The organism is Parasutterella excrementihominis YIT 11859 (assembly GCF_000205025.1).
Lineage (GTDB): Bacteria > Pseudomonadota > Gammaproteobacteria > Burkholderiales > Burkholderiaceae_F > Parasutterella > Parasutterella excrementihominis.
The window spans coordinates 43,717-65,084 of record NZ_GL883679.1 but is presented as its reverse complement, the minus strand read 5'-3'; the positions used below and the strand labels follow the sequence as shown (position 1 = coordinate 65,084).

At 52.1% G+C, this 21,368-nt stretch carries 21 protein-coding genes; 14 read left to right on the top strand and 7 right to left on the bottom strand.

Features of this window, described 5'->3' with window-relative positions:
- Positions 1-41: 41 nt before the first annotated feature.
- From HMPREF9439_RS01690 to HMPREF9439_RS01680, 3 genes are read left to right on the top strand one after another with little or no spacing between them, the layout of a single operon-like run.
- Positions 42-755 carry a response regulator gene (locus tag HMPREF9439_RS01690; RefSeq protein WP_008810298.1) on the top strand — a complete coding sequence of 238 codons (714 nt, stop codon included), beginning with the start codon at positions 42-44 and terminating at the stop codon, positions 753-755.
- Positions 756-785: 30 nt separating this feature from the next.
- Positions 786-2,198 carry a Trk system potassium transporter TrkA gene (gene trkA, locus HMPREF9439_RS01685; RefSeq protein WP_008810297.1) on the top strand — a complete coding sequence of 471 codons (1,413 nt, stop codon included), beginning with the start codon at positions 786-788 and terminating at the stop codon, positions 2,196-2,198.
- Between the two features lies 1 nt (position 2,199).
- The gene (locus HMPREF9439_RS01680) at positions 2,200-3,681 is read left to right on the top strand and encodes a TrkH family potassium uptake protein (protein WP_008863454.1); all 1,482 of its coding nucleotides are present in this window, start codon (positions 2,200-2,202) and stop codon (positions 3,679-3,681) included.
- Between the two features lie 80 nt (positions 3,682-3,761).
- On the opposite strand, the gene HMPREF9439_RS01675 is transcribed toward HMPREF9439_RS01680, so the two are convergent.
- Positions 3,762-4,115 (bottom strand): DUF1840 domain-containing protein, encoded by a 354-nt coding sequence (locus HMPREF9439_RS01675; RefSeq protein ID WP_008810295.1) that lies wholly within the window; start codon positions 4,113-4,115, stop codon positions 3,762-3,764.
- 132 nt (positions 4,116-4,247) lie between these two features.
- On the opposite strand from HMPREF9439_RS01675, the gene HMPREF9439_RS01670 reads away from it, so the two are divergent.
- The 4 genes from HMPREF9439_RS01670 to HMPREF9439_RS01655 are packed head-to-tail and all read left to right on the top strand — an operon-like array spanning position 4,248 to position 7,371.
- Entirely contained in the window at positions 4,248-4,655 is a 408-nt protein-coding gene (locus HMPREF9439_RS01670; protein ID WP_008863452.1) for a PTS sugar transporter subunit IIA, read from the top strand.
- Entirely contained in the window at positions 4,642-4,911 is a 270-nt protein-coding gene (locus HMPREF9439_RS01665; RefSeq protein ID WP_008810293.1) for an HPr family phosphocarrier protein, read from the top strand. The genes HMPREF9439_RS01670 and HMPREF9439_RS01665 overlap by 14 nt, the downstream gene beginning before the upstream one ends.
- A 2-nt stretch (positions 4,912-4,913) precedes the next feature.
- Positions 4,914-6,722, top strand: coding sequence for a phosphoenolpyruvate--protein phosphotransferase (gene ptsP, locus HMPREF9439_RS01660; protein ID WP_008863451.1), 1,809 nt, complete (start codon positions 4,914-4,916; stop codon positions 6,720-6,722).
- A complete protein-coding gene (locus HMPREF9439_RS01655) occupies positions 6,712-7,371 on the top strand; it encodes a UPF0149 family protein (protein ID WP_008810291.1) in 660 nt (219 codons plus the stop codon). Before ptsP ends, HMPREF9439_RS01655 begins: the two co-directional genes overlap by 11 nt.
- Here the strand turns inward: HMPREF9439_RS01655 and HMPREF9439_RS01650 are convergent.
- From HMPREF9439_RS01650 to HMPREF9439_RS01640, 3 genes are read right to left on the bottom strand one after another with little or no spacing between them, the layout of a single operon-like run.
- On the bottom strand, positions 7,368-8,771 hold the full coding sequence (locus tag HMPREF9439_RS01650; RefSeq protein ID WP_008863450.1) for an AmpG family muropeptide MFS transporter: 1,404 nt from the start codon (positions 8,769-8,771) through the stop codon (positions 7,368-7,370). The genes HMPREF9439_RS01655 and HMPREF9439_RS01650 overlap by 4 nt on opposite strands.
- Complete coding sequence (locus HMPREF9439_RS01645) at positions 8,768-9,463, bottom strand: pseudouridine synthase (RefSeq protein WP_008810289.1); 696 nt, start codon at positions 9,461-9,463, stop codon at positions 8,768-8,770. The genes HMPREF9439_RS01650 and HMPREF9439_RS01645 overlap by 4 nt, the downstream gene beginning before the upstream one ends.
- Positions 9,460-10,236 carry an exodeoxyribonuclease III gene (locus tag HMPREF9439_RS01640; RefSeq protein ID WP_040603350.1) on the bottom strand — a complete coding sequence of 259 codons (777 nt, stop codon included), beginning with the start codon at positions 10,234-10,236 and terminating at the stop codon, positions 9,460-9,462. The genes HMPREF9439_RS01645 and HMPREF9439_RS01640 overlap by 4 nt, the downstream gene beginning before the upstream one ends.
- Positions 10,237-10,401: 165 nt before the next feature.
- Between HMPREF9439_RS01640 and pyrE the strand changes: the two genes are divergently transcribed.
- Positions 10,402-11,076, top strand: coding sequence for an orotate phosphoribosyltransferase (pyrE, locus tag HMPREF9439_RS01635; protein WP_008863448.1), 675 nt, complete (start codon positions 10,402-10,404; stop codon positions 11,074-11,076).
- 52 nt (positions 11,077-11,128) lie between these two features.
- On the opposite strand, the gene gatB is transcribed toward pyrE, so the two are convergent.
- From gatB to gatC, 3 genes are read right to left on the bottom strand one after another with little or no spacing between them, the layout of a single operon-like run.
- Positions 11,129-12,577 (bottom strand): Asp-tRNA(Asn)/Glu-tRNA(Gln) amidotransferase subunit GatB, encoded by a 1,449-nt coding sequence (gatB, locus tag HMPREF9439_RS01630; RefSeq protein WP_008810286.1) that lies wholly within the window; start codon positions 12,575-12,577, stop codon positions 11,129-11,131.
- Positions 12,578-12,591: 14 nt separating this feature from the next.
- On the bottom strand, positions 12,592-14,049 hold the full coding sequence (gene gatA / locus HMPREF9439_RS01625; protein WP_008810285.1) for an Asp-tRNA(Asn)/Glu-tRNA(Gln) amidotransferase subunit GatA: 1,458 nt from the start codon (positions 14,047-14,049) through the stop codon (positions 12,592-12,594).
- Between the two features lies 1 nt (position 14,050).
- Complete coding sequence (gene gatC, locus HMPREF9439_RS01620; protein WP_008810284.1) at positions 14,051-14,338, bottom strand: Asp-tRNA(Asn)/Glu-tRNA(Gln) amidotransferase subunit GatC; 288 nt, start codon at positions 14,336-14,338, stop codon at positions 14,051-14,053.
- 178 nt (positions 14,339-14,516) lie between these two features.
- On the opposite strand from gatC, the gene HMPREF9439_RS01615 reads away from it, so the two are divergent.
- The 6 genes from HMPREF9439_RS01615 to HMPREF9439_RS13540 are packed head-to-tail and all read left to right on the top strand — an operon-like array spanning position 14,517 to position 21,365.
- Complete coding sequence (locus HMPREF9439_RS01615) at positions 14,517-15,563, top strand: rod shape-determining protein (protein ID WP_008810283.1); 1,047 nt, start codon at positions 14,517-14,519, stop codon at positions 15,561-15,563.
- A gap of 18 nt (positions 15,564-15,581) precedes the next feature.
- Positions 15,582-16,496, top strand: coding sequence for a rod shape-determining protein MreC (mreC, locus tag HMPREF9439_RS01610; RefSeq protein WP_008863446.1), 915 nt, complete (start codon positions 15,582-15,584; stop codon positions 16,494-16,496).
- Positions 16,493-17,023 (top strand): rod shape-determining protein MreD, encoded by a 531-nt coding sequence (gene mreD, locus HMPREF9439_RS01605; RefSeq protein WP_008810281.1) that lies wholly within the window; start codon positions 16,493-16,495, stop codon positions 17,021-17,023. Before mreC ends, mreD begins: the two co-directional genes overlap by 4 nt.
- Positions 17,023-19,020: a penicillin-binding protein 2 gene (gene mrdA / locus HMPREF9439_RS01600; protein ID WP_008810280.1), complete on the top strand. Its 1,998-nt coding sequence runs from the start codon at positions 17,023-17,025 to the stop codon at positions 19,018-19,020. Before mreD ends, mrdA begins: the two co-directional genes overlap by 1 nt.
- Positions 19,017-20,180, top strand: a complete 1,164-nt coding sequence (gene rodA / locus HMPREF9439_RS01595; RefSeq protein WP_008863445.1) for a rod shape-determining protein RodA — start codon at positions 19,017-19,019, stop codon at positions 20,178-20,180. Before mrdA ends, rodA begins: the two co-directional genes overlap by 4 nt.
- A gap of 27 nt (positions 20,181-20,207) precedes the next feature.
- Positions 20,208-21,365 carry a septal ring lytic transglycosylase RlpA family protein gene (locus HMPREF9439_RS13540; RefSeq protein ID WP_008863444.1) on the top strand — a complete coding sequence of 386 codons (1,158 nt, stop codon included), beginning with the start codon at positions 20,208-20,210 and terminating at the stop codon, positions 21,363-21,365.
- Positions 21,366-21,368: the final 3 nt, after the last annotated feature.

Below are 21,368 nucleotides of genomic sequence, written 5' to 3'. Positions count from 1 at the left end.
CGGTAAAATGAAAAGAATTGTTTTATTACAAATAGAAAAACATGGCAGTAATTTTGGTTGTTGACGACGAAATCGGAATTCGGGAACTTCTTTCTGAAATCCTTTCCGATGAGGGCTACGGAGTTCTTTTGGCAGAGAATGCAAGTGCGGCAAGATCTGCAATGACACAGCACCCGGATTTGGTTCTGCTTGATATTTGGATGCCGGACAATGACGGTGTCTCTCTTCTTAAGGAGTGGAATGCGACCGGCCAGCTTAATGTTCCGGTGATTATGATGAGCGGCCACGCTACGCTGGATACGGCTGTAGAGGCAACGAAATTCGGCGCTGTAGATTTTCTGGAAAAGCCGATTGCTCTGTCCCGACTGATCAGCTCGGTGAAAGAGGCGCTGGCTAAAAGCCCTAAAGAACCCAAGATCGGAGCTGCTGCTCGTCCGCAATACACCCGAGCCGAACCGGCACCGATCCGCACCGGCGTCCAGGCGCCTATTCCGGCAGCTCCTGCCCCGGTTCAGTCGCAGGACAAATCGGGCAGTGCGCCAGTTTCCAAGCTTCTTGATCAGGTGGATTTTTGCGCCCCGCTCAGAGAGGCAAGAGACCAATTCGAACGCATTTATTTCTTGAACCTCTTAAAACGCGAAAATAATAGTATTACGCGGGTGGCCAGTTTCGCAGGACTGGAGAGAACGCATCTGTATCGCAAGCTAAAGCAGTTAGGAATCGAAGTCGGCAAGATCGGCAAAGCAAAAGAGTAATCCTTTGCTTTGAGTAATTAAGGAGGAGAAATGCGGATTCTGATCATCGGAGCGGGAAAAGTCGGCTCCTCCGTCGCCGGCAATCTGGTGTCCGAGTCCAACGACATCACGATCGTGGACACCAATAAGGCTAAGATTGCCGAAATTCAAAGTAATTATGACTTACAGGGCATTGTCGGAGACGCGACTTCTCCTTCTGTTCTCGCAGACGCCGGCGCCGTAGACGCCGACATGATCATTGCGGTCACCGCAAATGATGAAACTAATCTGGCTGTAACGCTGATTGCCGAACAGCTTTTCAACGTTCCGTCCCGCATTGCCCGAGTCCGCAATGATGAGCTCAGAGAGTATCCGGCGCTTCTGTCGACCTCCGGTTTCCGTGCCACTTCGGTTATTTGGCCGGAGGAAGCAATTACTAACTACATTGTTCAGCTGATTACGTATCCTGAGGCGCTTCAGGTTATTGAGTTCTCCGACGGCGACGTCGTGCTGATGTCGGTAAAGATCGTGAGTTCCTCAAAAATGTGCGGACGTCCTGTTAGTGCACTTCAGGACGAACTGCCGAGGGTCAAGGTTCAAATCGTTTCCATTTATCGTCAGAAGTACCGGCTGGATGATATCGACGGGAAGACGGTTCTTGAGGCCGGAGACGAAATTTTCTTCCTTACAACGAAAGCCTGTGCGCATGCCGTCGTGAAGACCTTCCGAGTAAAGACGCGTCGCTCCGACCGAGTCATGATCGTGGGCGGCGGCAGTCTGGGACTGCAGCTCGCAAAAGCTCTGGATCAGGTCGAAACGGTTTCGGGAGACGCCTATAACGTCAAGATCATTGAGTCCGACCTTTCCCGCTGCCAGTTCTTATCTCAGAATCTTTCCAGCTCCGTTCTCGTACTGCACGGAGATATGACGGACGAAAGCTTGTTCGTCGATGAAGGTATTGCCAACACGGATCTTTTTGTCGCGGTCAGCAATGACGATGAAGACAACATCATGAGCTGTCTCTTAGCCAAGAAACTCGGCGCTCATCGTGCGATTACGCTGATTAACCGTACCGACTATATTGACTTGGTTGAGGGAACGAGCATTGATATTGCGTTCTCACCCACGGAAGCAACGCTCTCGGACCTGTTGCGTCATATTCGTCAGGGCGACGTACTGTCGGCTCATACGCTTCGCAGAGGAGGCGCTGAGGTGATGGAAATCGTTGCGCACGGCTCGGCAAAAAACTCGAAGGTCATCGGCCGGACCGTCGATAAGATCGCGATGCCTCAGGGCACGGCGATCGGCTGCATTCTGCGAACCGTCAGCGGTGTTCAGGAAGTATTTATGGCCAACGAAGTGCCTGAGGTGCTCGACGGGGACCAAGTGATTGTCTTTATGGGCAACAAGCGCCAAATTTCCGAAGTGGAAAAACTTTTCGCTCCTTCCGTAGGGTTCTTCTAAGATGCAGCTGCTGCCGCCCGTCCTTCGTTTAATGCTGCTCCCCGTACTTAACGTTCTGGGACCGATCATCATCGGCTTTTCTCTGTCGATGCTGATTCCGCTGGCATTGTCGTTATGGAAGAAGGACGGGGCCTCTGCAGGTTTTGAAATCGCGTTTTGCATTACTTTTTTCACCGGGCTGCTGATGTGGCTTCTGACGCGGCGCTATAAGCGAGAGCTGATTCCTCGAGACGGCTTTCTTCTGGTGACCATGGCTTGGGTCCTTCTGGCGCTGGCTGCGACTATTCCTCTTTATGTCAATATCGAAGGGATCTCATTTGTCCACGCATTTTTTGAGGCAACCTCGGGTATCACAACCACCTGCGGCACGATTCTCTCCGGATTAGACCGCCTGCCGCTCAGCGTGAACTTTTGGCGGTGCTTCCTCGCTTGGATGGGCGGTATCGGAATTCTGGTGATGGCGGTAGCCGTGCTTCCTCTGTTGGGTGTCGGCGGCTCGCAGATTTTCCGAGCGGAAAGCTCAGGCCCGATGAAAGAAGGCCGTCTCACGCCCCGAATTGCAGATACCGCCAAAGCTTTCTACAACATTTATTTGGCGATTTCCGTGGCATGCGCCGTCTGCTATCACTTTGCAGGAATGGACTGGGACGACGCCATTATGCACACCTTTACCACGGTGTCTCTGGGCGGCTACTCCAGCCACGATGCCGGCTTTGCCTATTGGCCGGGAAGAGCCGTGGACTGGGTCTGTGTGGTTTTCTTATTGATCGGAGGCATCAACTTCTCGATGCACTTTATTGCCTGGAGAAAACTGTCCCTGAAGGTTTACCTGAAAGACGTCGAAACGTGCGGCTGGATCGGAACAGCGGCACTTATTTCGATTTTTGCGTCCTTCATGCTGGTCTATTCGAAGACGTATACGAATGTCTACGACGCGATTTATTACGGTGTGACAAATACGGTTTTCGTGATCAGTACCGGCGGCTTTGCCAACACCAATTACGGAGAATGGCCGCTTGTTGTTCAGCTCATGATTTTATTCGGGTCTTGTTTTGCAACCTGCGCAGGGTCCACGGGCGGCGGCTTCAAGATGATCCGAGCGATTGCCTTGGTTAAGCAGGGCAACTTGGAATTTAAGCGCATTCTTCACCCGCGTATGGTTCGGCCTCTGATCATCGGAAACAAGGTCATTGATAAGCAGATTATCTTTTCAGTGATGGCGTTCTTAATGCTCTATACCGTGATTGCTCTGATCAGCACGATCGTCTTTCTGCTTTCCGGACTGGACGGCCTTACTTCGTTCTCCGCAGCGCTGGCCTGTCTGAATAATCTGGGACCGGCCTTGGGGAGCCTCGGACCATCTTATAACTTTACGTCGCTGTCTGACTTCCAAGTTTTATTCTGCTGCTTCCTAATGGTTATCGGCCGTCTGGAGCTGTTTACCGTCCTCGTTCTCTTTACCCGCGGATTCTGGAGAGCCTAAACATCAAGAAGGGGCCGGGCAAACAAAAAGGACGGTGCTGCGCCGTCCTTTTCTGACTTTATAGGTAAAGAGCCGGGGTCTTAAACGCCCCACACAACAGGGGTGTCGTCCTTTAAGCTCAGTTCAAACATTTCCAGCAGCGGATAAGCTCGCTGAGTGAAATAAACAGGCTGTTCGATCGAGGGCTTCTTTTCCTCATCTAAATCCTTGCCCTCTTTGAAGAGTTTATCTTCACGTTCCCGGACTGCCTTTAAGTATTCCTTTTCTTTTTCCATCTCAGTTTTCAGTGCTGCGATAGCGGCAGGCAGTTCTTCCGGAGTGAGAACACCGCGGATGCCTAAAGGCTTTCCGATGACTTTGAAGATCTTTTCGGCCGTTTCACGGAACATATAAATTTCGCCTGCAGCATTGCTCTTAAATGTAACGATCGCCATGGTGACCTCAATGAGTGAAAGAAATATTCTAGATGGAATGCGGTTTTGAGGAAACCCGGGCGGCTTTAAATGGGCTTCCGCAGGGCATCGGCCCATATAAAATGTCGTTATCGTTTAGAGGAAGATGGAAGAATGGAGAAATTGCCCAAAGGAATCATCCTGGCGGCCCACAAGCCGATTGCAAGTGCCATGCTCAAAGCCGCAACTCAGATCATGGGACCGATTGATCACTGCGCAGCGGCGGACATTGATTCCGACGCCAAAGAGAGCGACCAGTTCGAACACTTAAAGAAAGTGTGGGATTCGGTTCAAACGGAGGAGATGATTATTCTTTTGGATATCGAAGGCGCAACGCCCTGCAATGTTCTTAAGAAGTACACCAGCGGCAAACGCTGCATGCTTGTGTCTCCGCTGAGCTTCCCCCTGTTCTTCAAAATGCTTACCTATCGTTCGCTGAGTTTCGAAGAACTTCGAGCCAAGGCGCAGGAAATCCGTCCCGTTATCTGTATTCCAGGAGAGTGCACCAGTGAAAACCATTGAAGTAGAAGTTATTAATCGTCTGGGACTTCACGCCCGTCCGGCAGCCAAACTCACACAGAAAGCGAATGAGTTTCTGAGTGAAATCAAAATTGATAAAGACGGGCGCGTTGTGAATGGGAAGTCGATTATGGGTGTCATGCTTTTGGCTGCTTCTAAAGGCACGGTCTTAAAGATTAGCGCGGACGGAACTGATGAAGAATCAGCCCTGCAGCAGTTGAAAGAGCTTTTTGACACTAAGTTCGGAGAACAGGACTAAGCATGAGTGAAAAGCTTGTGTCTCAACGGCAGGAGCTGAGAGGCGTTGGCGTCTCCAGCGGCATCGGTTTCGGACACGCCAGGGTAATGCAGACTTCCTCTCTGCAGGCACCTCGCTATTCGGTGACAGCCGAAGATGTTGATAAAGAGATTGGACGTCTCAGGAAGTCAGTGAGCTCGGTCAGCAGAGAGCTCGATCAAATGATTCGCCGCTCTCCGAAAAAGGCGCCGAAAGAAGTTAAAACGTTCCTTGAAGTCTTCAAGCTTTTGGTCAACGATTCGACGATGTTTGATGACGTATCGGATCGGATCCAGACCCAGCAGATCAATGTCGAATGGGCGCTTCAAAAGCATCTAGAAGATATGCTGAAACTCTTTGACAGCCTGACAGATGCCTACTTGGCTGAACGCAGCGACGACATCGTGCACGTGATCCGCAGACTTCAGGAGGAGCTGACCGGAGAGCGCCGCAAAATCCAAGAGAAAGTGCGCAACGCCCAATCGGAAGTGATTTTGGTGACGAATGATCTTTCGATTGCTGATGTTATTTGGCTCACTGAATATGAAGAACTGGATTTGGTCGGAATCGTCACGGAAAAGGGCGGCCCGACCTCTCATACGGCGCTTCTGTCGCAGACACTTTTTATTCCTGCTGTCGTAGGTGTGGCTGGAGCACTTTCCGTTATTAAAAATAACGACCGCATTTTTGTGGATTCCAATAGCGGCCAGATCATCTGCAATCCCACGGCCTCTGAAATCAAAGAGATTGAGCGAAACGTCAAAGCTCAGGAAAAGAAGTATTCGCAGCTGTATCGAGCCCGCAGGCGCGTGGCAGAAACGAAAGATAAGTTCCGAGTGACTCTGAAGGCCAATGTGGCCATGGTTTCAGGATTAGATGAGATCCTGCATTTAGGGGCCCAAGGAGTCGGTCTCTTCCGCAGCGAATATTTGTTCATGGGCCGCGACAACCTTCCCGAGGAACGGGAGCAGATGGAAAGCTATCGAGAGCTGATTGATACTATGGCGGGACGCCCTGTGACGATTCGCACGATTGACGTCGGCGGAGACAAGCTGCTCAGTGCCGAAGCAAGAAAGCGCAACTATTTCTCGAGTGCAGAAAAAGAAGATAATCCTGCGCTGGGCCTGAGAGCGATTCGTTTTACCTTGGCTAATCCGAATCTTTTCATCACGCAGATCCGGGCGATTTTGCGAGCCGCATCCGGTGCGGATGTCCGGATTATGCTGCCGATGATATCGAGCCTTCAGGAAATCCGAGAAGCAAAGCGATATATCGAGCTTGCAAAAACTCAGCTTCGGGAGGAAAAGCTCGAGTTTAATGAGTTCGTGCCGGTGGGCATCATGATTGAGCTTCCTGCTGCCGTGATCTGTGCAGAAGAGCTTCTGGCAGAGGCGGATTTTGCTTCTCTCGGTACTAATGATCTGATTCAATACACACTGGGTGTCGACCGCGGGAATCCATCTGTGGCTCCGCTGTATGACGAATGCCATCCGGCAGTACTGAGGTTAATTCGTGCTGCAGTCAAGGCGGCTCAGAAGCAGAATAAACCGATTTCGATCTGCGGCGAGATGGGCGGACGTCGAGAGATGGTGCCGTTTTTCCTCGGACTCGGCATTAACGAGCTCTCTATGGTGCCGATGCAGATACCGATCGTCAAGGAAATGATAAGGTCCCTGAAACGGAGCTCTTGTCAGAGGCTCACATTGAAGCTTGTAAAATCCCGAGACAGTGGGGAAGTCCGCAAGCTGTTGGAACAATTTACAGAAAAAGGAGTAGAGGAAAATGTCGGATAAGTCGAATGCCGTCACCGATGACGAATTTGTCGAGGCGGATGAGTTATTAGCTTCTATTCCCGTAGAAGCGGAGGCAATGGATTTAGCCGAAGCCGACGGTTTTATGACGGCGGTACAGCTGCTTCCTAAAACACCGGAGACCAAAGACTGGCTGCCGCATATTTTGTCGACTATTGGAGCGAAAGATGCCGGCACCGGAAGTGCGGCGAGCGACAAACGACTCAGAGCACTGCTTCTCAAACGTTTCCATCAGATCGGAGATCAGCTGACGCAGGCCGTACCTCTGGATCCGGTTTATTTTGAAGCAGAGGACGAAAAAGGTCGTCCTTTGACCGGTAAAGCTGCGATCGAAGCGCTTGAGCCTTTCGCATTGGGTTTCCTGGAGGCCGCGCAGACCTGGCCCGGCATCTTGGATACCAATTCGCGTGCTGTAGCCCGTTCGCTCCACGGTGTTTTACGTCATCTTCCCGAAGAAGCATTGGGTGACTTCGCTCAGGTCAAGACCATCCTCGATAAAGAGGCTCCATTGGAAGACCTGCCCTCGGCCTTATCCGATATGGTCAGCTGCCTGGCGGAAATCGCTCATGAAACCAAAGGCTACGACTTGCCGGAATTGAATGAACCGGAAGAGGGGGAAGAAAAGGCCTAATTTTTATCCGGGGCCCGGTGCCGCGAAAGATAACCGATGATCGGGATCAAAACGAGAACCGGGACGCCGAGCGCGGCCGTTAGGATAAAGAAGTTTGAATACCCTAAGCTTTCTACCAGCACGCCTGAGAAGCCTGCAAGGAATTTCGGCAGGATCAGCATGATGGAGGAGAACACCGCATACTGTGTTGCGGAATACTGTACGTTCGTGAGCCCTGATAGGTAGGCGATAAAAGCGGCGCTTGCGAGACCGCCGGAGAGGTTGTCTGCACTGACGGTGAATACCAGGAATGGCAGGCTATGACCGATGCCTGCCAGCGCTGAGAACAGCAGGTTCGTGCCGGCAGAGAGCAGCGCTCCGATAAAGAGCGTTTTCAGAATGCCGATTTTTAGCACCACGATGCCGCCGATGAAGGTTCCGACCAAGGTCATCACGACGCCGAAGATCTTAGAGACGGCGGCAACTTCCTCCTTGGTAAAGCCCATATCACGATAGAAAGGGTTACTCATCACACCCATCACAACGTCACTGATCCGGTACGTTGCGATCAGGAGTAGGATGGCAAGGGCGTGCCAGCGATACCGGTAGAAGAAGTCTGCAATCGGCCGAACGCAGACAAATCCGAACCAGCCGATAACCTTAGCGATAGGACGAGGAAGTGAAGGGTGGCGGAGGATAAAGGCGTGAACGTGGTGACGCATTTCCTCCAGGTGACGCAGTTTGGATTTCTCATCGGAAGCGTTCGGCGGCGGTGAGAGCAAAGTGGTTGCTAGACCAACGCTAATTGAAGCGGCCATGATGAGGTAGGCCCAGGTCCAGCCGGTTTGATCGTAGGCGCCGGAGGGAGCCGATTGGAAAAAGGCTGCCAGAGCAAAAGCGCCGGCGCCGGCCCAAATCATTGCAAGCCGATATCCGGTTTGATAAGTTGCCGCTAACGCGCCTTGAAGATCGGCAGAAGCGCTTTCGATGCGGTAAGCGTCCAGAGAAATGTCCTGGGTTGCCGAGCAGAATGCCGTGAGCAGCGCAAAGACGACGATCTGAGGCATATGCGTCTGCGGATTAGAGAAGGCCATGCCGGCGAGCGAAATAATCAGCATCACCTGAGAGAGAGCGAGCCACGCGCGACGCTGACCTAAATGCTCGGATAACCAGGGCAGTTTGACGTTGTCGACCAAAGGGGCCCACAGCCATTTACAGCCGTAGACCAATCCGACCCACGAGAGGAAGCCGATCGTCTTGAGATCAATACCCGCTTCCCGCAGCCAAAAGCCGAGCGTGCCCAGCACCAAGAGCAAAGGCAGTCCCGCAGAGAAGCCCAGAAAGAACATTCTGAGACAAACGGGCTTGAGGTAAATCTTGAAGTCCGAAAATCGACTCCGCAGCTTTGAAGAACGAATCATCCGATAATTTCCTGAGCAGATTTGCCCCAGGTCCATTCCCCCGGTTTTAAGTCTTCCGGCAGAGAGAGGTTTCCGAAACGAATTCGTTCCAGTGCGACGACCCGATTAGATACGGCAGCCATCATGCGCTTGACCTGGTGATACTTGCCTTGCGTAATGCCGAGATCAATGACGAGTTCGGAGACTTTGTCACAGCTGACGGCTTTGACGATATCCGGCGAGTCTGCAAGCTGCACGCCTTTGAGGAGCTGAGCGATCTGCTTTTCTGTGACCGGATGTTTAAGCGTGACCCGATAGATTTTGGTGACGTGTTTTTTCGGGTGCGTAAGTCGATGAATCAGCTTTCCGTCATCCGTCAATAAAAGCAGTCCCGTGGTGTCTTCGTCGAGACGGCCCACCGGCTGGACTTTTCTGACGCGCAAAGGCGGAGGCAGCAGCGAGAGCACGCTCGGATGATGGATAGGCTTCAGGGAGCATTCGTAGTGCTCGGGTTTGTTCAGCAGGATGATGGCTTTTTCAAAGAAAGGCCATTGGACTCCGTCGACCTCAAAGGTCAGGTCTTCCGTCGGGATATCCTCATCCGGATCGGTCACTGCAGTGCCGTTAACACGAAATCGGCCTTGAACGATAAGTCCCGTGCATTCGTGACGGGTTCCGAACCCCTGTGAGAAAAGTATTTGTTCAGCAATCATTGCAAATTAAAGTCATAGACGACGGTAAGCGGGGCGTGATCAGAGAAGCGCTCGTCCCGATAGATATCGGTTTCTTTCGCGGTGGAAGCAATCGCCGGTGTTGAAAACTGATAGTCGATTCTCCACCCGACATTATTTATCCTGGCGCGTCCTCGGTTGCTCCACCATGTGAAGCGATCCGGCCGCGGGTCCAGGCGCCGGAAGACATCCTGCCAGCCTTCACGAAGCCGATCCGTGATCCACTGACGCTCTTCCGGAAGGAAGCCGGAATTCTTCAAATTGCCTTTCCAGTTTTTAATATCAATTTCTTTGTGTGCGATGTTGAAGTCACCGCATAAGACAACGTCCCGACCGTCACGAAGCAGCTCATCTAAGCGGCCTTTGATGACATCAAGAAAGCGGAATTTGGCCTGCTGACGTTCTTCAGAGGAGCTTCCAGAAGGAAAGTAAATAGAGACGACGATTAAATTGTTAAAGCGGGCTTCAACATATCGTCCTTCACGGTCAAATTCTTCGTTGCCGAATCCGATAATGACTTCGTCCGGTTTTTTCCGGGTAAGGATCGCGCAGCCGGAATAGCCTTTCTTTTCAGCGCAGTGGACGTAACGATAAAAAGTACCGTCCAAATTAATCTCGTCCGGCACTTCGTCCGGCTGAGCTTTTAATTCCTGGATGCAGACGATGTCGGCATCCTGTTTTGCCAGCCAGAGATGAAAGCCTTTATTGACAGCACTGCGGATGCCGTTGGTATTGATGGTGATGATCTTAAGCACTTGCCGGTCCGTTTTTTCAGAATGTCTAATCTTACCGCGGCCAGGAGAAATGTCGGCTTCCAAGGACCGTACTCTGAGGAAAAGAATTTCGAACCGATTGTTTTTGCGCAATACGCCTCGTTAGAATATCCGCCACTTAAGTCTTAATTTCTCGGTGACTTCGTTATGTCCAGCATTCAGCATAAATTTATTGAGTTTTGTATTGAATCTAAAGTATTAAGGTTCGGAGAATTTAAAACTAAGGCCGGCCGCCTGTCGCCCTATTTCTTCAATGCGGGTTTATTTAATACCGGTGCCATGCTCTCAAAACTTGCGGACTTTTACGCCCGCACTTTGATCAAGGCCATGGAAGAAGGGCGTATCGAGTGCGACATGATCTTCGGACCGGCATATAAAGGCATTACCTTGGCCGCTGCAGTTGCCATGAGAATGGCTGAACTCGGATACGATCTTCCTTTTGCTTATAACCGTAAGGAAGTCAAGGATCACGGCGAAGGCGGAAATACCGTCGGAGCCCCGATTAAAGGTCACGTCGTGATCATCGATGATGTGATCTCTGCCGGTACGTCGGTCGGAGAATCCGTCAAAATCATTGAAGCCTGCGGTGCTCATCCTTCGGGCGTTCTTTTAGCGCTGGATCGCATGGAATGTGCGGGAACAGCAGAAAAAGTAGCCGACCGCTCCGCTGTAGAAGATGTTAAGGCGCGCTATGCCATGCCGGTGGTTGCAATCGCAGATCTTTCCGACCTGATGTCCTTCCTCAAAGAAACCAAAGATCCCGAACTTTCCGCCTATCAAGAAGCGATTTCCGAATATCGCCGTAAATACGGCAGCAAATAACCAAAAACAAACAGGACGGGGATGCCGTCCTGTTTGTCAATGACCCAAAGGTTTACTGAGCCAGTTTCGCTCTCAGGATTTCGTTAACCTGAGCGGGATTGGCTTTTCCTTTGGTGGCTCTCATAGTTTGACCGACCAAAGCATTGAAGGCTTTTTCCTTGCCGGACTTGAATTCGGCAACCATCTTCGGATTAGCAGCCAGAACTGCGTCAATAGCGGCCTCAATGGCACCGGTGTCCGAAATCTGCTTCAAGCCGAGTGTTTCGATAAGGGCGTCGACATTGTCGCCTTTCTTTTCCCAAATCGCAGAGAAGACCGTACGAGCGCCCTTCTGGTTGAGCGTGCCGTCGCTCATGCGATTAAGGATCTGACCGACTTGTTCGGCAGAGACCGGGCTTTCTTCAATGGTGAGCTCGGCGGCGTTGAGCTTAGCTAAAACTTCACCGCGAATCCAGTTGGCAACGGCCTTCTTATCCTTCACATTCGCAGCGGCCGTCTCGAAATAGACGGTGAGCGGACGGTGTGACGTAAGCTGAATCGCGTCGGCTTCGTTGATACCGTATTCCTGGATCAGACGGTTCAGGGCAGCGCCGGGCAGTTCCGGCATTGTGGCTCTGACTTCATCGATCCATTCATCCGAGATTTCCAGCGGCTGAAGATCGGGATCCGGGAAGTAGCGATAATCCATGGAATCTTCCTTGGTTCTCATTTCTCGGGTCTCATCATTGTCCGGGTCGTAGAGGCGAGTTGCCTGAACGACTTTGCCGCCCTCAGAAATCAGTTCAATCTGTCTGCGGACTTCGTAGTCAATCGCGGCCTGCAGGAATTTAAAACTGTTGAGGTTTTTAATTTCGCAGCGGGTTCCGAATTCTTTCTGTCCTTTGGGGCGTACGGATACGTTGGCGTCGCATCTGAAGTTGCCTTTCTGCATGTCGCCGTCGCTCACACCGATCCAAGTCACCAACTCATGCAAAGCGCGGGCGTAGGCCACAGCTTCGGCCGAGCTGCGCATTTCCGGTTCACTGACGATTTCGAGAAGCGGGGTGCCGGCGCGGTTCAAGTCGATGCCTGTCTTTCCGTGAACGATGCCATGAACGCTCTTACCCGCATCTTCTTCCAAGTGTGCGCGTGTCAGGTGAACGGTTTTTGCGTAGGTTGTGCCGTCGGGATTTTCTACCTGGATTGTCAGTTCGCCGCCGATAACGACGGGATGTTCAAACTGGCTGATCTGATAAGCCTTCGGAAGGTCAGGGTAGAAATAGTGTTTGCGGTCAAAAACCGACCGGTTGGCGACTTTAGCGTTAATGGCCAAGCCGAAGCGGATCGCCTTTTCGACGGCCTCACGGTTGAGCACCGGAAGGCAGCCCGGGAGGGCAAGGTCGATCGGGCATGCATGAGTGTTCGGCTCTGCGCCGAAGGCTGCAGACGCTCCGGAAAAGATTTTAGATTTAGTGGACAGCTGGACGTGTGTTTCCAGTCCGATAACAACTTCCCATTCCATTTTGTAATCCTTTCTTAATATCCGGCAGGAACAGCCTTATGCCAATCGGTGACGTTCTGATAGGCGTGGGCAGTGCGGAGCAGACGAGCTTCTTTGCATTTCGGGGCAATCAGCTGGAGACCGAACGGAAGGTTATCCGGGCTCATACCGCAGGGAACGCTCATGCTCGGAAGGCCGGCCAGCGAACCGGGGACGGTGTAAAGGTCGCTCAGGTAAAGAGAAAGCGGATCGCTCTTGTCGTCGAAGCGGAAAGCAGCATCGGTAGAGACCGGGGCGGCAATCACGTCGCAGTTTTCTGCAAAGATGTGATCGAATTCTTCGGCGATCAAACGGCGGACCTGCTGAGCCTTAATGTAGTAAGCGTCGTAGTAGCCGTGAGAAAGAACGTAAGTACCGATAAGAATGCGGCGCTTGGGTTCCGGGCCGAAACCTTCGTCACGGCTCTTCTTAATCATGTCGAGCAGGTCAGTGTAGTTCTGAGCGCGGTGACCGTAGCGAACACCGTCGAAACGTCCGAGGTTGGAGCTGGCTTCCGCCGGTGCAATGATGTAGTAGACAGGAACGCCGAGGTCGGCTTTTTCCAATTTGATATCCACCAAAACAGCACCCAGATCTTCATATACCTTCAATGCGGCATAGATGGAGTCTCTAAGGGCCGGAGCAGCTTTATCAATCCAAGCGCGAGGCACACCGATACGCAGCCCCTTGACGCCGTCGTTCAGGCCGATCGTCAGGTCTTCAGGCGGCAGCTCGATGCTCGTGGAGTCGCGCTTATCAAAGCCGATCATCTGAGAAAGAACTAAAGCGCAGTCTTCTGCCGTTTGGGCGATAACGCCGGCGGTATCCAAGCTGGAGGCAAATGCAATCATGCCCCAGCGGCTGGGACGGCCGTACGTGGGCTTAATACCGGTGACGCCGCAGAAGGCTGCAGGCTGACGGATCGATCCGCCCGTGTCGGTAGCGGTCGCTGCCGGTGTGAGTCGCGCGGCAACGCAGGAAGCGGAACCGCCGGAAGAGCCGCCTGGAACGACATGTTCGTTCCAGGGATTGAATGTCTTTCCATAGGCGCTGTTGGCCGTAGTTGAGCCCATTGCGAATTCGTCGCAATTGGTTTTGCCGAGGCAGACGAGGCCGGCTTCCTGAATACGTTCAACCACGGTAGCATCAAACGGGCTCATGTAATTTTCGAGCATTTTGCTCGCGGCGGTGCTCGCCCAGTTGCGTGTGACAAAAATATCTTTGTGTGCAATGGGAACGCCGGTCAGCGGAGAAGCGGTGCCTTCGGCGATTTTACGGTCGGCGGCTTCCGCTTCTTTCAGAGTAACTTCCGGACGGACGTCCAGGAATGCATTTAAGGATTTTTTGTCCTCGATTTTGTCGAGATAAGCCTGAGCGATTTCTTTTGCAGAGACTTCTTTTTTAGAAAGAAGAGCGCTCAACTCTGCCACGGAGGCATGTGTAAGTTCTTTCATGTTATTCGATGACTTTCGGTACTAAGAATAAACCGTCCATTTCGTCGGGAGCGTTCTGCATATTTTCCTCTCGGCGATTGTGCTCGGTGACATCATCGGGGCGAAGTCTCTGAACACCACCGAAAGGGTGCGGCATGGGAGCGACACCGGTTGTGTCGACAGACTGAATCTGCTCGACCATGGAAAGAATGTCATTAAGCTCGCCCATGAGCTTTTTAGCACTCTCTTCAGACAAATCGATACGTGCGAGATCGGAGATGCGTCGCACGTCATTGATAGTAAGTGACATGGATTTCCTGCAAAAGTGGATGCCCCGAAAAGTCTTGTTTCTGCAAGTAACAAGAAACTCTTTCCCGGACTCTAAAATACCTTTTTTAGTCTATCATTTACGTTTGCCTTACGTGTTACTAAAAGCAGTAAAGGCAGTTACGAAATATGTGCCAAAGAGAGGCTGCAAGGGGAATTTGATGTTCGGCAGTATTAGAAATTATTTTTCTAACGATTTAGCAATTGACTTGGGTACGGCAAACACTCTCATTTATTGCCGTGGCAAGGGAATGGTTCTTAACGAACCGAGCGTAGTTGCAGTGCGCACCGATAAAAGCAATTCGGGCAAGCTCGACGTTCGCGCAGTGGGTCAGGAAGCTAAAAACATGCTCGGACGCGTTCCCGGAAATATTGATGCCATCCGCCCGATGAAGGACGGTGTGATTGCCAATTTCACCGTTACCGAGCAGATGCTCAAAAGTTTCATTAAGAAAGTGCATACCCCGAGCATTTTCACTCCGCGCCCCCGTATTGTGATTTGTGTTCCCTACGGTTCCACGCAGGTTGAACGCCGCGCTATTAAAGAAAGCGCAGAAGCAGCCGGCGCAAAACAGGTTTATCTGATTGAAGAGCCGATGGCCGCAGCCCTCGGCGCCGGACTTCCCGTCAGCGAAGCCGCAGGCTCGATGGTCATTGACATCGGCGGCGGTACGACCGAAGTCGGCGTGATTTCTTTAGGCGGTATTGTTTACGCCTGCAGCGTACGCGTGGGCGGCGACAAATTTGACCAGGCCATCATCGACTACATTCGCCGCAACTACGGTATGCAGATCGGTGAACCGACGGCTGAAAGAATCAAAAAAGAAATTGGTTCCGCTTTCGTTTCCAGCGAAGTCAGAGAATTTGAAGTTAAGGGCCGCAACTTGGCCGAAGGTGTGCCTCGTTCCTTCACGATTTCCAGCAACGAAGTGCTTGAAGCTCTGACAGAGCCTTTGAATCAGGTTGTGGGCGCTGTTAAAAAAGCACTGGAACAGACACCTCCGGAACTCGGTGCCGATATTGCCGTTCGCGGTCTGATGCTGACCGGCGGCGGTGCGCTGCTGAAAGACTTGGATCGCCTCCTGATGGAAGAAACAGGACTGCCGGTCGTCGTTGCCGACGATCCTCTGAGCTGTGTTGTCCGCGGCTGCGGCATTGCACTTGAAGGCATCGGTAAGATCGAAGATTCTATTTTCTGCTTCGGTTAATCCAACCGATCAAAAGGTATGGTCGGGCCGTCAAAACACCTGAAATTTAATGCGCCCCGCGCTTCTTCGTTCACGAGCTTCGGTTTCTTTGTCGCGATCTCGGTGTTGATGATGGTTGTCGACCATCAAATGCAGGTGATGGAGCCGGTGCGCTCCGGTTTTGCCTGGGTTTCAGACTGGATTCACAACGGCGTTGCCTCTCCTGCGCGCGGCGTCGATTTTGCAGACAGCTACCTGCGTTCCAAATCTTCCCTAATCGCCCAAAACGAAGAGCTGAAGAAGCGTCTTGCCGAAAGCGAGATGCAGCGCTACCGCATGAGCACCTTGAGCGAAGAGAATCGCGTTTTGAAAGAGATGCTCCAGCAAAAAACGCTGTACACGGCTAAAACAGGAATGTTTGAAGTTCGCCGCGCGCTTTCTGACGGCTTTACTCAGCGCTATCAAATTGACGGCGGATCCAACGACGGTCTTGAGGTCGGGATGCCTGTCGTCACAGAAGCCGGTTTGGCCGGTCAGCTCATTCATGTGGCTCCCAACTCCAGTCAAGTCCAGCTGATCCAGGATAAAAATCAGGAAGTTCCGGTCCTCTTCACGACTTCGCACGTTCGCGGGATTGTCCGCGGCAGCGGGGACGGAACGACGCTTCAGAGCCGCGATCTTCCGTTCTCCGACAAAATTAAGGTTGGCGAAAAGGTGGTTACGTCCGGTCTTGACGGCATCTATCCCAAAGGGATTCCGGTAGGCGTCGTGACAAAAGTAGAACCGGGCGACTCCGGCAGTTACATTGATGTGACCGTTTCTTCTCCCAAATCTATCGGCACGAGCGAATACGTTCTTGTCCTCTACGTGGATACGAAGGTCGAATTGCCGGATCTGGATGAAGAGGAAGAGAATGCCGGCGACGGTCAGGTTAGAAGGAAGCCCAAGCGATGAGTGAGTTCTCTAAGGGTTTTAAAAGTCGCCGCCCGAACAAATCTTTCTATGACCCCGCTTTTGCATCAGGCTGGTGGGTATACGGCACCTTGATTCTTTCTTGGTGCCTGGATCTGCTTCCGCTGTCGCATTTACCGTATTTTCCGAGCTTTTTGGTTCTGACTCTGGTTTTCTGGACGATCCATCAGCCGCAGCGCATCTATTACTGGCTGGCATTTCTTTTCGGTCTGCTGACCGACGCAGATACAGGAGCAGTGTTCGGACAGCATGCGCTTACCTACTGCATGGTAGTTTTCTTTACGGAATTGATGAGCGTGCGCCTGAGCTGGTTAAGCAGCATTGCGCAGTCCATCTCCTTGATTCCTATTTTCTATATTCCCGCGATTCTTCTGACGATTGAAGCGTTCTGCTTTGGAAACGGTTTCGGGCCATGGTCTGTTTTTGCTCAAGGTTTGCTGAGTGTCGTATTTTGGCCGGCGTGGTGCTGGCTCCTCGCGCGCCGATGGGTTCCTAATTACGGGGCTTAATGCGCACTATGGAACGACGCAATCTCGAGCTGGAGCAAAAATTTAGAAAGCAGTTCACGCGCAGATGCTGGTTTTTTCTGTTCGTGACGATCCTGCTTTATTTAATTCTCGCCAGCCGCTTTGCCTATTTGCAGATTTTCCAGTACGACGAGCTTGTGACGAAGGCCGAGGCCAACCGCAAGACGGAGACGGCCCATCCTCCGCGCCGCGGCATCATCATGGATAAAAACGGGGAAGTTTTAGCCACGAATGATCCGATTTACACCTTGGAAATCACGCCGGCCAAGACGCCTAACTTTAACCAAACAATTAAAGAGCTCCAGAAGGTTATCTCTATTTCTAAGGGAGATATCCGCAGATTCAACCGCCTTAAGGACGAGCTGCCGCGCCTGAGTCCGGTTCCGGTTAAAAGCGGTCTGACCGACGAAGAAGTTGCGAGGTTTACCGCTCAGTCTTGGCGCTTCCCGGGTGTTGAGGTGCGATCTCGCATGCATCGCTTTTATCCTGCAGGAAAGGATGCGGCACATGTCGTCGGCTACATCGGACGAATCTCTCAGCGAGATCAGACAAGACTTGAAGAGAGCGGCCGAGGAAACGATTACACGGGGACACTCAATATCGGCAAAACGGGTATTGAGCTTTCGTACGAAGACGTACTGCACGGCAAGCCCGGATTCGAGCAAATCGAGGTACGCGCTTCCGGCCGCCCGATCCGATCTTTATCGATGACGCAGCCCCAAAGCGGCAACAACCTTGTGCTGACGCTGGACATGGGACTGCAGCGCGAGATCATGAAAGAGCTCGGCGATCGGCGCGGTACGGTGATTGCGATTGAACCGGCTACCGGAGACGTTCTGGCATTTGTTTCAAACCCGAGCTTCGATCCGAACCTTTTTGTCGACGGCATTGACCAGGAAACTTGGGACAGTCTTAATCAGGACGAAGACAAGCCGCTCATGAACCGTGCGCTTCGCGGAACGTATCCGATCGGATCGACGTTCAAGCCTTTCATGGCCTTGGCGGCGCTGGAAATGAAAGTTCGTGATCCCAAACGCGTGATTAACGACAACGGTCATTTCCAGCTCGGAAACCACGTGTTCCGAGACTCCACCCGGGGCCGCGGATATGGTCCGGTCGACATGCATCGGTCGATCGTTGTTTCTTCTGACGTGTATTACTACTCGCTGGCCCAGGACATGGGCATTGACCGAATCCATGATTTCATGAAGCCTTTCGGATTCGGGCAGATCACGGGCATCGACTTAGTCGGCGAGGCTCGAGGCATTCTCCCGTCCCGAGAATGGAAACAAAGACGGTTTAAGCAGCGCTGGGCGCAGGGAGACACGATTTCCATCGGTATCGGACAGGGCTATAACGCATTTACGATTCTCCAGCTTGCGCACGCCGTGGCTACTCTGGCCAATGACGGCATCGTGATGAAGCCTCATCTGGTCAAGAAGATTATTAATTCAAAGACCGGCGAAGAAGAGATCGTGGCGAAGGATCCGGTCGATGTGATCCCTCTGAAGAAAGAAAACGTGAACTTTATTAAGCGGGCCATGCAGGATGTGACTCAAAAGGGAACCGGCAGAGCAATTTTTGCAGGCGCTCCCTATACAGTCGGCGGCAAGACGGGAACTGCTCAGGTGCTCGGCATTAAGCAGGGCGAAACGTACAACAAAAACAAAATTAAAGAGCGCCATCGCGACCACTCCTTGTTTATTGCCTTTGCTCCGGTTGATAAGCCTAAGATTGCGCTCGCGATTATGGTTGAGAACGGAGGCTTCGGTGCAGCAGCTGCGGCACCGCTGGCGCGGAAAGTTTTGGATTACTACTTGATCGAACAGAATAAGAATAAAGGCGTTACTGAGGAGGCCGGAAAAGAAAAGAGTCAGCAGACCAAGGCTCGCAGCACGGCAGCAGTCAAAAAAGCGGTAAAGCCGGCAGATAAACCTCAGGCTGCCGCCTCGGGTACGGTAAAAGGGAATAAAGAATGAACGCACATACACGTGAACCTTTCCACATCCGTATCCTCAAAGGATTGCTCGGGATCATCTGGTCGATTGACTGGCCTTTAATGGTGATCGTACTGATCCTGAGTGCGTGGGGTTTTGTGGCACTTTATTCGGCCGGCTACAGTTTCCCTTGGCGAATTGACGGTCAAATCCGCAATCTTGCAGCTGCAGGGGCAGCGATGATGCTTTTTGCGACGATGCCGCTCAAATGGACAAGAAACCTAGCTGTACCGGCGTATATCGTCGGGTTGGTGCTTTTGGTCGCTACGCTGCTTTTCGGGGTCAATACGAAGGGCGCGACCCGGTGGCTTGATATCGGCGTGATCCGAATCCAGCCGTCCGAGATTATGAAGCTGGCGACTCCTCTGCTGATTGCATGGTATTTCCAGATCCGGCTGACCGCCCAGGAAGGTGTGCTCAAATGGTGGGACTATTTGGTGGCCTTTGTGATGCTGGCGCTCCCCGTCGCCTTAATTTTGAAGCAGCCGGACTTAGGTACTTCTATTCTGGTGCTGGCTTCCGGATTCGCAGTGATTTTCTTTGCCGGCTTAAGCTGGAAATTCTTGCTGCTGTTGATTTCCGGCGTTCTGGTCGCTTTGCCGATTGTTTGGAATTCGCTTTACGACTACCAGCGTCAGCGCGTGCTCACGCTTTTGGACCCGAGCTCCGATCCGCTCGGCGCCGGGTTCCACACTTTGCAGGCGATCATTGCCATCGGTTCCGGCGGAATGACCGGGAAAGGCTGGATGAACGGTACCCAAGCGCATTTGGATTTCATTCCCGAGAGAACGAGTGACTTCTTATTTGCTGTTTTTTCCGAGGAATTCGGATTTTTCGGAGACATCTGTCTCTTAGGCCTTTACACTCTTTTGATTATGAGAGCGCTGTACATCGCGTCCGTGGCCAACACCGTTTTTGAACGTCTCTTGGCTTGCGCGATTGCAACGATCTTCCTCATTTATTCCTTCGTGAATATGGGAATGGTGAGCGGTATTCTCCCGGTTGTGGGGGTTCCGCTGCCATTCATGAGTTACGGCGGAACGGCATTGCTGATTCTCGGAATCTGCTGCGGACTGCTGATGAAAATCTCAGCACAGCGGCGCATCAAAGTTTCTTTGTACGGCGACGATTACCGTTCTTAATTGAATTAAAAACAACTTAGAGATCTTATGAATGTAAGAATCCTCGGGGTGTGCGCAGCGGCCGTGTGTGTACTGCTTGCAAGCGGCTGCGGAACGCAGAAAAACAGCGGTAAATACTACGATCGAGACGGTCCTCCCAAAGAATGGGAGACCTTCGGGATGAGTCGTGCAGATGCCGTGCCTAAAGTTGAAAAACCGATCGCTTCGACCAACCGACCGTATACGGTAATGGGAAAGCGGTATGTGCCCATGACCGGAGATAAACCGCTGACTCAGGTCGGTTACGGCTCTTGGTACGGAAAACAGTTCCACGGCAAAAAGACTTCCACGGGCGAAATCTACAACATGTACGAAATGTCCGCGGCACACACGACGATGGAGCTTCCGAGTTACGCACGAGTAACTAATCTAGAAAACGGAAAGTCCGTGATTGTGCGCGTCAACGACCGCGGGCCGTTCCTGCACAGCCGTGTCATTGACCTGTCGTACGCCGCAGCGACAAAGCTGGGCTACGCGGGAAAGGGGACCGCACGCGTCAAAGTTGAACGAATTACCAGAGCGCAGATTGCTTCCGGCAAATGGAAGAAAGGAAGTCCGCTGTTAACGACGGTCCTGGCGGCAATCCCAAAGGACAAGAAGGAGACTTCTTCTCCGGTCGGAGAACGCAAAGATCCGGGAGAAGCGCTGATAGAAGCCTTGGCCACGCAAAGCGGCAACTTGATGGAAAGCCCCTCTCCGGTTACTGCGGATAAGGTTGAAATTGAAAAAGCCGCAGTGCCCAGCTCCGACCGTCATTTGATTCCCGAAGGCGTATATACGGTTGCCGGGGCGGACAGTACGACGACGCTGGGGACTTTCGAAAATGAGATTCGCGAGGAGGTCATTCACTCCATTAGAGAGCAGGCTTCCGACGAGAAACAAAAGCTCAAAGGTTCCGGCGTAGTTCCTCAGGGCAACTATGCCGTGCAGCTTGGGGTGTTCCGTTCTGAAGCTAATGCTATTGCTCTGAAGAAGCGTTTCATCGAAACCCTCGGCGATAAAATAGGCTCCGACGTGAGCATCCGCTCGACAAACGGCTTGTACAAAGTCGTTGCCGGTAAGTCCATGACCGAACAGCAGGCTAAATCTGCTGTGGCGATTATTCGAGATGCGTTGAACATCAAAGCGTTTACTTTGAAGGAATAGAGT

Coding starts and splice junctions, on each gene's coding strand:
- HMPREF9439_RS01670 (WP_008863452.1), top strand. CDS start 4,248: ATGGAGAAATTGCCCAAAGGAATCATCCTGGCGGCCCACAAGCCGATT.
- HMPREF9439_RS01650 (WP_008863450.1), bottom strand. CDS start 8,771: ATGATTCGTTCTTCAAAGCTGCGGAGTCGATTTTCGGACTTCAAGATT.
- pyrE (WP_008863448.1), top strand. CDS start 10,402: ATGTCCAGCATTCAGCATAAATTTATTGAGTTTTGTATTGAATCTAAA.
- HMPREF9439_RS01645 (WP_008810289.1), bottom strand. CDS start 9,463: ATGATTGCTGAACAAATACTTTTCTCACAGGGGTTCGGAACCCGTCAC.
- gatC (WP_008810284.1), bottom strand. CDS start 14,338: ATGTCACTTACTATCAATGACGTGCGACGCATCTCCGATCTCGCACGT.
- mrdA (WP_008810280.1), top strand. CDS start 17,023: ATGCGCACTATGGAACGACGCAATCTCGAGCTGGAGCAAAAATTTAGA.
- HMPREF9439_RS01690 (WP_008810298.1), top strand. CDS start 42: ATGGCAGTAATTTTGGTTGTTGACGACGAAATCGGAATTCGGGAACTT.
- HMPREF9439_RS01680 (WP_008863454.1), top strand. CDS start 2,200: ATGCAGCTGCTGCCGCCCGTCCTTCGTTTAATGCTGCTCCCCGTACTT.
- HMPREF9439_RS13540 (WP_008863444.1), top strand. CDS start 20,208: ATGAATGTAAGAATCCTCGGGGTGTGCGCAGCGGCCGTGTGTGTACTG.
- HMPREF9439_RS01675 (WP_008810295.1), bottom strand. CDS start 4,115: ATGGCGATCGTTACATTTAAGAGCAATGCTGCAGGCGAAATTTATATG.
- rodA (WP_008863445.1), top strand. CDS start 19,017: ATGAACGCACATACACGTGAACCTTTCCACATCCGTATCCTCAAAGGA.
- mreD (WP_008810281.1), top strand. CDS start 16,493: ATGAGTGAGTTCTCTAAGGGTTTTAAAAGTCGCCGCCCGAACAAATCT.
- HMPREF9439_RS01615 (WP_008810283.1), top strand. CDS start 14,517: ATGTTCGGCAGTATTAGAAATTATTTTTCTAACGATTTAGCAATTGAC.
- trkA (WP_008810297.1), top strand. CDS start 786: ATGCGGATTCTGATCATCGGAGCGGGAAAAGTCGGCTCCTCCGTCGCC.
- HMPREF9439_RS01655 (WP_008810291.1), top strand. CDS start 6,712: ATGTCGGATAAGTCGAATGCCGTCACCGATGACGAATTTGTCGAGGCG.
- mreC (WP_008863446.1), top strand. CDS start 15,582: ATGGTCGGGCCGTCAAAACACCTGAAATTTAATGCGCCCCGCGCTTCT.
- ptsP (WP_008863451.1), top strand. CDS start 4,914: ATGAGTGAAAAGCTTGTGTCTCAACGGCAGGAGCTGAGAGGCGTTGGC.
- gatA (WP_008810285.1), bottom strand. CDS start 14,049: ATGAAAGAACTTACACATGCCTCCGTGGCAGAGTTGAGCGCTCTTCTT.
- gatB (WP_008810286.1), bottom strand. CDS start 12,577: ATGGAATGGGAAGTTGTTATCGGACTGGAAACACACGTCCAGCTGTCC.